The organism is Cellulophaga sp. F20128, from assembly GCF_023015805.1.
Taxonomy (GTDB): Bacteria; Bacteroidota; Bacteroidia; order Flavobacteriales; family Flavobacteriaceae; genus Cellulophaga.
Genome location: NZ_JALKBA010000036.1, coordinates 1 through 6821 on the forward strand (window position 1 = coordinate 1; position 6821 = coordinate 6821).

Here is a 6821-nt window from a genome sequence, read left to right on the forward strand (position 1 = left end):
GCTATCCATTAACAAAGAAATAACGCCCGCTTTCATAATTCACACAAACCTTAGAAAAAATGCCCCCACGGCACTTATAATGGCCTCTAACGGTTCGGCTATGATTTCGGTCTGTGAAATCCGTTAGGATTTTTTAGGATCGGAATCGAGCCAGATTAAAAGTACTAAATTTTATTTATTCGAAAATGCAAGACTGAATTATAGGCATTGTTAGCACACGTTATTTACCAATCTGTATATCCGCAAAATAGTCCATTTACATAATGAAATGAATACCACTTTTCGGATAATCCGTCCCAATTTTCTGTCGAACTTATATTCTTAATTGGTGTCACATAATTATAATTTTCGCCCCAATGTCCAGCGTAACGTAATTTGATTATAGAGTCATTTTTCTCGAAAGCAATAGTATTTGTTTCTTTTAAAATTTTCTCAATGCTATTTAAGTTTTCCAAATCAATATTCTTTAAACTCAAAATTTGTTTTAAATCAGGATTTGATTTTCGCCCCTCAAAATATATTACCCAAGGTTTTCCAATTGTAAATTTTTCATTCTCAAATTCAGTTACTATGCTATCGTTTTCAGATGTACTTAAAAACTTTAAATCAGTATTTGTCATTTCGCCAGCAGAAATTTGTATCCAATCATAAATGTCCGTCGGAAAAGAATCACTTTTTATTTCGAAGCGAATATAATCGTCCGTTTTAGAAAACTGCAAATCCGATATATTACCGAATTCCGATTGATATTCACTAATCATATCGAATCCTTTTGAGTTTTTAGCAAAATCCTTTTTCAAACGCTTTTCGATTTGATTTCCTTGATATTCATTAATCACGAACTTAAAATGAACATCATAAGCAAACCAAACTAAACCTCCAATTAGAAGCAATCCGATTATGTATTTAATATTCTTTTTAAATGTTCTCAAAGTTTTTTTCTAATGTGTGCTAACGGTTCGGCTATGATTTCGGTCTGGGAAATCCGTTAGGATTTTTCAGGATCGGAATCGAGCCAGATTAAAAGTAGTAATTTTTTTTAGACTAAAAAGCAAGACTGAATTATAGGCATTGTTGAACTAAACCTAAAGGTAGCTTCACGAGACATTTACATCACGATTCACTACCTTTAGGATAAGGTTTAATCTAATACTCAATATTATGAAAAAAAAGTAAGACCCTCATTGAAAGGGCTATTATTTCCGTTCCAGAGTTTGCAACACTCTACACCAAAGTTAAGCGTTCTGTTGAACTCGCCGGCAAAAGCCAAAGTACGCTAACCAACTATGCCCGCTGTTTAGCACACATCGCACTCCATTTTAACTGTAGTCCACTTGACCTCGATGAGGAGCAAATACTTGACTATCTACACGTTTTAAAGTCACAACGCAAGACCCCATCGGACAGTTTTTTCAAACATACCGTTTATGGGCTTCGCTATGCCTACCGTGTTTTTGGGATGAAAGAAATGGGAGTCATACTTCCTTCCATTGAACGCCCCAAGAAACTCCCTGTTGTATTAAACCAGAGGGAGATAAAGCAGTTGCTGAAGACCCCCAAATTGCTTAAGCACCGATTGGTGCTCGCGATGCTCTATGGCTGTGGACTTCGCAATTTTGAACTTCGCAACCTACAGCGCAAAGACCTGGATTTCGACAGGAAGATGCTACACCTGCGTCAAGGCAAAGGACGCAAGGATCGTTATGTTCCCTTATCCGAGATGCAGATCCGTGGTCTAAAGAAGTATTTCTTGGCAGAAAACCCCGTCACTTGGTGTTTTAATGGTAATGATTCTGAAGGAGGACCTGTCCCACTTTCTTCAAGGGGAATACAATGGATTGTCCGTGAGGCTCGCAAGCGCAGCGGTATCCAAAAGGGGATTACCGCCCATATCCTACGTCATAGCTATGCCACCCATCTTTTGGAAATGGGTCTGGACATTATGAGCGTGAAAGATCTCTTGGGACATGCGGACATTCAAACAACCCTTATCTACCTTCATGTGGCGCAATCGGGTAGGCAAAAGCCGTTCAGTCCGCTGGACAGGCTTTATGAACAATAGAAGATGTCCTATCTCGATTATGAAGTAGCGCACGTACTAGAGCGCAACAGGGAGCATCTTGCCCATTATTGTGCCAACAGTTGGCAAGCCCGTACCCTGCACGCCTTGCGCAAGTGCCGCACCGCGGCCCTTGGAGGCCACATTGATTGTTGCAATAATCCAGTCTGTCAAAAACTTCACCTTAGCTACAACAGTTGCCGTAACCGCCATTGTCCCAAGTGCCAAGGACACAAAAAAGAGGAATGGATCCAGGCAAGAGAGGCAGATTTATTAAAGATTTCTTACTTCCACGTGGTCTTTACCTTGCCCTGTGAGCTGAATCAGTTATGTCTGTACCAGCCCAAATTGGTGTACAACCTTTTGTTCAAAACGGCTTGGAGTATTATTCAAGATTTTGGTGCCAACCCCAAGTTCTTGGGCGCCAAGATGGGAATGATCGCCATTTTGCACACCTGGGGCCAGAACCTATCGTTGCATCCACACTTGCACTGCATTGTTCCTGGGGGCGGTATTACCAAATCTGGCAAATGGAAATCTGCCAAAAACAAGGGAAAATACCTCTTCCCCGTAAAGGCTATGAGCAAGGTCTTTAGGGCACGTTTTGTGGCTAGGCTGCGCAAAGAGTTAGGGAGACAGCAATCCCCTTCTTTTTACGAGGGTCTGTTCAAACACAACTGGGTAGTCTATTGCAAACGCCCATTCTTTGGACCCTCACAGGTAATAGAATACTTAGGCCGCTATACCCATAAGATTGCGATCAGTAACCATCGGATAAAAAGTCTAGAAGATGGAAATGTACGGTTTATGGTAAAGGAGTATCGTCACGGGGGCAAAAAGTCTATCCTAGGATTATCCGATGCCGAGTTCATCAGGCGGTTTTCGCTACATATTCTACCCAAAGGGTTTACCCGTATCAGACATTACGGTATCCTGAGTAGTTATTATAAGCGAACTATCATCCCAGAACTACAGGAAGATCTGGGCAGGCCAAAGCTTGCAGAAACAGAGCCTTTATTACACCGTAAGTGTCCCGCCTGTAAAAAAGGAAATCTTGTTACTATTTTAACCTTCACTGCTCGTGGTCCGCCGCACCACTGGCAAGAGCATATTAAAAAACAGTTAAACAGACCTCTATGAAAAACGTAAATCCCGACGTAATGGGACTCCTATGGCCACCCCGAAGCTTCGGGGGAATAAAACGGCCTGACAAACCAGAAAAATAGAGGAGAGCAACCACCAAATGTACCGTGCTCCTTGATTCCTTGGCAAAAACAGAGGCCAACAATCCAAAATCAGGAAAAACCGACTCCTGAAAATCCACTCCAAACTGGACCATTCTCCATAGTACTGACCAACAAACAACGGTTCAGTCAACACTGCATTCATGTTGGGTCGTTCCGACCACACGAATGCTTAGTTATTGTACACAGTACTTTTATTTCCACTTTTCTATTAATTCGGTTACCCCTTTTTTAATTCCGTCATAATATCTTCCGTTTTTAAATTTTGGTATAATCGTATTTTCAATTACCTTTTTGCAAATTTCATCAGTCAAAATCAGTTCGGTTCCTGTTCCAGTTGCAATTCCAATTCGTTTACAAGGATTACAAACAACTATCGTCAGGCCATTGTTTTCTTCGGCCGTTCCAACTCCCCAGTTATTCCCTAAAGCAGTTGCATATTTTTGAATGCTATTATAAGGTTGAATGCTGTCAATGGTTACAACCACAATTTGTCTTGTTGTTTCAATATCGTATTCATAAAGTACTTTTGTCAATTCAGTACGCTGCGATTCCGTAAATATTTTTCCGTAATCGTTTATAATTCCAATCGGTTTTGGGAAAATCGTTTTTTCCATTTCCGAAAATTCAAGTAAAGGTATTGCTTCTTTCGTTTCGGTTTCTTGAGCATTTCCTTTGCAGGAAAGCAAGTTTAAAGTTAAAAAGAGGATAAATATTTTAGGGCTGAAATTCATTTTTCGTATTGTGTACAACGTTTATGTATAAGGAAAGTTGCGTGTTTGTGTGCGAGGATTTTCCGAAGGAAAATCAGAAGCTTGCAAACAAGCAACTAACTTTGGTTTAGCTAAAACTAGCAATTTTTTTTATACGGTGTTGGGCACAGTAATTATTCTTTCCAAAACTTTTGAGCTAATTCCGCTGTTCCTATTCGGATGGTGTTATTAATTATGCATTTAAATCTTGATTCACTACAGCCCCACATTCCGCCTTGATTTATTTCGTCCGCTACATATTCCTTTTTTATTAAATATTCTTTCTTTTTAATGTCGAACAAGACAAGTTCAAAACTCAAATTTAGATTTCCGTCTTTATTTTCCGAAATATTCAAGTTATTATATTCTATCAAATAGTCAGATTTTTTCTTTTCTTTTGTTTCAGAATCCGTGTTTTTTTCTGCTACAGAATATTTGTTTTTTGGGAAGCTTTCATAGAGATAGAATTGTAGACTTTGCAATGTTACATTTCCAATAATTTTCTCAATAGTTAATTCTTCGATTTCCTTTTTTAGTTTGTCGTTTAAGTTTCCGTTTGAACTTTCCAAACTTCTATTTTTTTCGTAATCTAAATATTCAGTTTTTTCAGCATTTAGATTTTCGGATGTCGAAATATTCGCTGGATAAATAATTAAAAAACTACTTTTCTTATTCTGACTAAATAGAATAAAAGGTAGAAATATAAAAATTATGATTATTTTCTTCATTCAGTTTTTATTGTGCCCAACGGTTCGGCTATGATTTCGGTATGGGAAATCCGTTAGGATTTTTCAAGGTCGGAATCGAGCCAGATTAAAAGTACTAAATTTTCTCTTTAGAAAAAGGCAAGACTGAATTATAGGCATTGTTGTGTTTAGTTATTTTTTAAATCCGACCTGTGTTTATCGGATAGACAAGGCTCGGCAAATTCAAGAATACCATTTTGTTCATAGTTTTCCATTATATTCCTGATTTTTGAATAGTCGGTTTCTTTTAGCACCTCCATTGAAAAATAGGCTTCATTAAGGCCTTCGGAAAGACAGTCTAACTTCTTGAATTCGTCCCGTATAATTTCTTTGTCAAAACATTTTTTAATAATTACTATTACCACAATAGAATTTCCAGAATGTTTGGTTGTATTGCGATAAGTTAATCTTTCTTCAGTTCCGTCATATTCGGCATAGAACTCGTCACCTGTCGCTATTAACGGCCCATAAAAAGGAATACTATCAAGTCTATATATTCCGTTAGGCTTATCAATTATCTCAGCCCACATGTTTTCGACAGTTATTTCGTCCAATATGTGACTTTGATACTTGAATACTATCTTTTCGTAATTATCTTCTTTTTCGGTCATTTCTAATTAAACACAACGGTTCGGCTATGATTTCGGTCTGGGAAATCCATTAGGATTTTTCAAGGTCGGAATCGAGCCAGATTAAAAGTACTAAATTTTCTCTTTTGAAAAAGGCAAGACTGAATTATAGGCATTGTTGGCGGTAGTTTTTATGTTTTTACATTCCGACTGTTTCATAAATGTAACAAATTCCGTTTTCAGGGTTTATAAAATATCTCGAATGTTCAAATTCATCGTTTTGGTTTTTGGTATAAATCAGATAATTTTTGTCCGTTTTAAACCATTTTGGTAATTCAGTCCATCCTGACCAATTATTTTTTATTGTATCAAGCTCAAGTCCGTTATATTCAACAAAATCATTAAACCATTTCCCTTCAGATTTGAATTTTAGAAACAGTTCATATTCGAGTGAGAAATGTGGCGATTGATAATATTCACCTTTAATCAGTTCGATTTCTTTTGGAGGTTCACTTCCAGACCAATATTCATATGCTTTTTCGGCATTTTTGGTTTCAATCGGAAAGCAACTAACTAAAAGAGTCAGTAAACCAAATATTAATATTTTCTTCATAATTTTCAATCCGAAAGAGTGTTTTTCAAATTACCGCCAACGTTGTTGTATATGGTTTGTTGCGTGTTTCAAGCAACTAATTTAGTAAATAATTACGGACAAAGAAAGTCCGTGAGGACTTTCGCAAGTAGGCAAGAAGCCAGCAATAAATTATATACGGTGTTGCCAACAGTATTTATTAATTCCGCTATTGTTTTAATTCCATAAACAACATAATTGAAAATCCGATTGCAATTAAAATTCCAATTCCGTTGAGTATTTTTTTATTCTTAATTATTAAAGTCAGAATAAAGTCTATTATTAATCCAAAAAGTCCAATTCCAATTAGTCCAACCATATAAACAACTCCCCAACCTTCTGCGTCTGAAAGTGTTTTCCACTTGACGATTGTAAAAATCAAGCAACTAGTCAGATAGACTAATAGATAACCTTTAAGAACTGTCCATTTAGTAGTTTTTTTAAGCATAACTTAAATTAAAATCAATCGCAAAATGTAATATGTAAACTATTCCGATTATGCTTATAATCCAATTATATTTTTTTGTTATCAGTCTGCTAATCAAATATCCGATAACAGTTATAATTCCGATGAAAGGTGGATAAATTAAGGGAATAAATCCACCGTGATTTGAGCTCGCTGGTAAGTCAGTCCGCATTGCAATAATCCACGCAATTATGGTTCCGACTAAAATTCCGATTAAGTTATATTTTCGACTATCGAGAATTTTTTTCATATTGTTGGCAACGATAGCGCTATGATTAGTGGCCCTTATTCAGGCTTATACTTTAGGGCCATTAATTATAACGCGTGTTATTGGCCGTTTTATTTTAATTTTTC

Annotated in this window: 8 protein-coding genes and 1 pseudogene; 3 read left to right on the top strand and 6 right to left on the bottom strand. The window is 37.0% G+C overall.

Going from position 1 to position 6821, the window contains the following annotated elements; translation table 11 throughout:
• Nucleotides 1-224: 224 nt before the first annotated feature.
• Entirely contained in the window at nucleotides 225-932 is a 708-nt protein-coding gene (locus MWU65_RS17150) for a hypothetical protein (RefSeq protein WP_247079908.1), read from the bottom strand.
• Nucleotides 933-1198: 266 nt separating this feature from the next.
• On the opposite strand from MWU65_RS17150, the pseudogene MWU65_RS17720 reads away from it, so the two are divergent.
• The 3 genes and pseudogenes from MWU65_RS17720 to MWU65_RS17160 form a co-directional block, all read left to right on the top strand.
• Nucleotides 1199-1426, top strand: a pseudogene (locus tag MWU65_RS17720) (phage integrase N-terminal SAM-like domain-containing protein); the annotation flags it as partial.
• Nucleotides 1427-1459: 33 nt separating this feature from the next.
• Nucleotides 1460-2062, top strand: a complete 603-nt coding sequence (locus tag MWU65_RS17155) for a tyrosine-type recombinase/integrase (protein ID WP_281501087.1) — start codon at nucleotides 1460-1462, stop codon at nucleotides 2060-2062.
• 3 nt (nucleotides 2063-2065) lie between these two features.
• Entirely contained in the window at nucleotides 2066-3199 is a 1134-nt protein-coding gene (locus tag MWU65_RS17160) for an IS91 family transposase (protein WP_247079909.1), read from the top strand.
• A 298-nt stretch (nucleotides 3200-3497) separates the two neighbouring features.
• Here the strand turns inward: MWU65_RS17160 and MWU65_RS17165 are convergent, their stop codons facing one another.
• The 5 genes from MWU65_RS17165 to MWU65_RS17185 all read right to left on the bottom strand — a co-directional run bounded on the left by MWU65_RS17165 (nucleotide 3498) and on the right by MWU65_RS17185 (nucleotide 6383).
• Entirely contained in the window at nucleotides 3498-3920 is a 423-nt protein-coding gene (locus tag MWU65_RS17165) for a TPM domain-containing protein (protein WP_247079910.1), read from the bottom strand.
• Nucleotides 3921-4189: 269 nt separating this feature from the next.
• Nucleotides 4190-4783 carry a hypothetical protein gene (locus tag MWU65_RS17170; protein ID WP_247079911.1) on the bottom strand — a complete coding sequence of 198 codons (594 nt, stop codon included), beginning with the start codon at nucleotides 4781-4783 and terminating at the stop codon, nucleotides 4190-4192.
• A gap of 146 nt (nucleotides 4784-4929) precedes the next feature.
• The gene (locus MWU65_RS17175; RefSeq protein WP_247079912.1) at nucleotides 4930-5412 is read right to left on the bottom strand and encodes a DUF4265 domain-containing protein; all 483 of its coding nucleotides are present in this window, start codon (nucleotides 5410-5412) and stop codon (nucleotides 4930-4932) included.
• 157 nt (nucleotides 5413-5569) lie between these two features.
• Complete coding sequence (locus MWU65_RS17180) at nucleotides 5570-5983, bottom strand: hypothetical protein (protein WP_247079913.1); 414 nt, start codon at nucleotides 5981-5983, stop codon at nucleotides 5570-5572.
• Between the two features lie 187 nt (nucleotides 5984-6170).
• A complete protein-coding gene (locus MWU65_RS17185) occupies nucleotides 6171-6383 on the bottom strand; it encodes a hypothetical protein (RefSeq protein WP_247079914.1) in 213 nt (70 codons plus the stop codon).
• Nucleotides 6384-6821 lie beyond the last annotated feature (438 nt).

Bases quoted from the DNA above. Each gene is read 5' to 3' on its own strand.
- MWU65_RS17170 (WP_247079911.1), bottom strand. From the start codon at position 4,783: ATGAAGAAAATAATCATAATTTTTATATTTCTACCTTTTATTCTATTT.
- MWU65_RS17175 (WP_247079912.1), bottom strand. From the start codon at position 5,412: ATGACCGAAAAAGAAGATAATTACGAAAAGATAGTATTCAAGTATCAA.
- MWU65_RS17160 (WP_247079909.1), top strand. From the start codon at position 2,066: ATGTCCTATCTCGATTATGAAGTAGCGCACGTACTAGAGCGCAACAGG.
- MWU65_RS17155 (WP_281501087.1), top strand. From the start codon at position 1,460: ATGAAAGAAATGGGAGTCATACTTCCTTCCATTGAACGCCCCAAGAAA.
- MWU65_RS17165 (WP_247079910.1), bottom strand. From the start codon at position 3,920: ATGGAAAAAACGATTTTCCCAAAACCGATTGGAATTATAAACGATTAC.
- MWU65_RS17180 (WP_247079913.1), bottom strand. From the start codon at position 5,983: ATGAAGAAAATATTAATATTTGGTTTACTGACTCTTTTAGTTAGTTGC.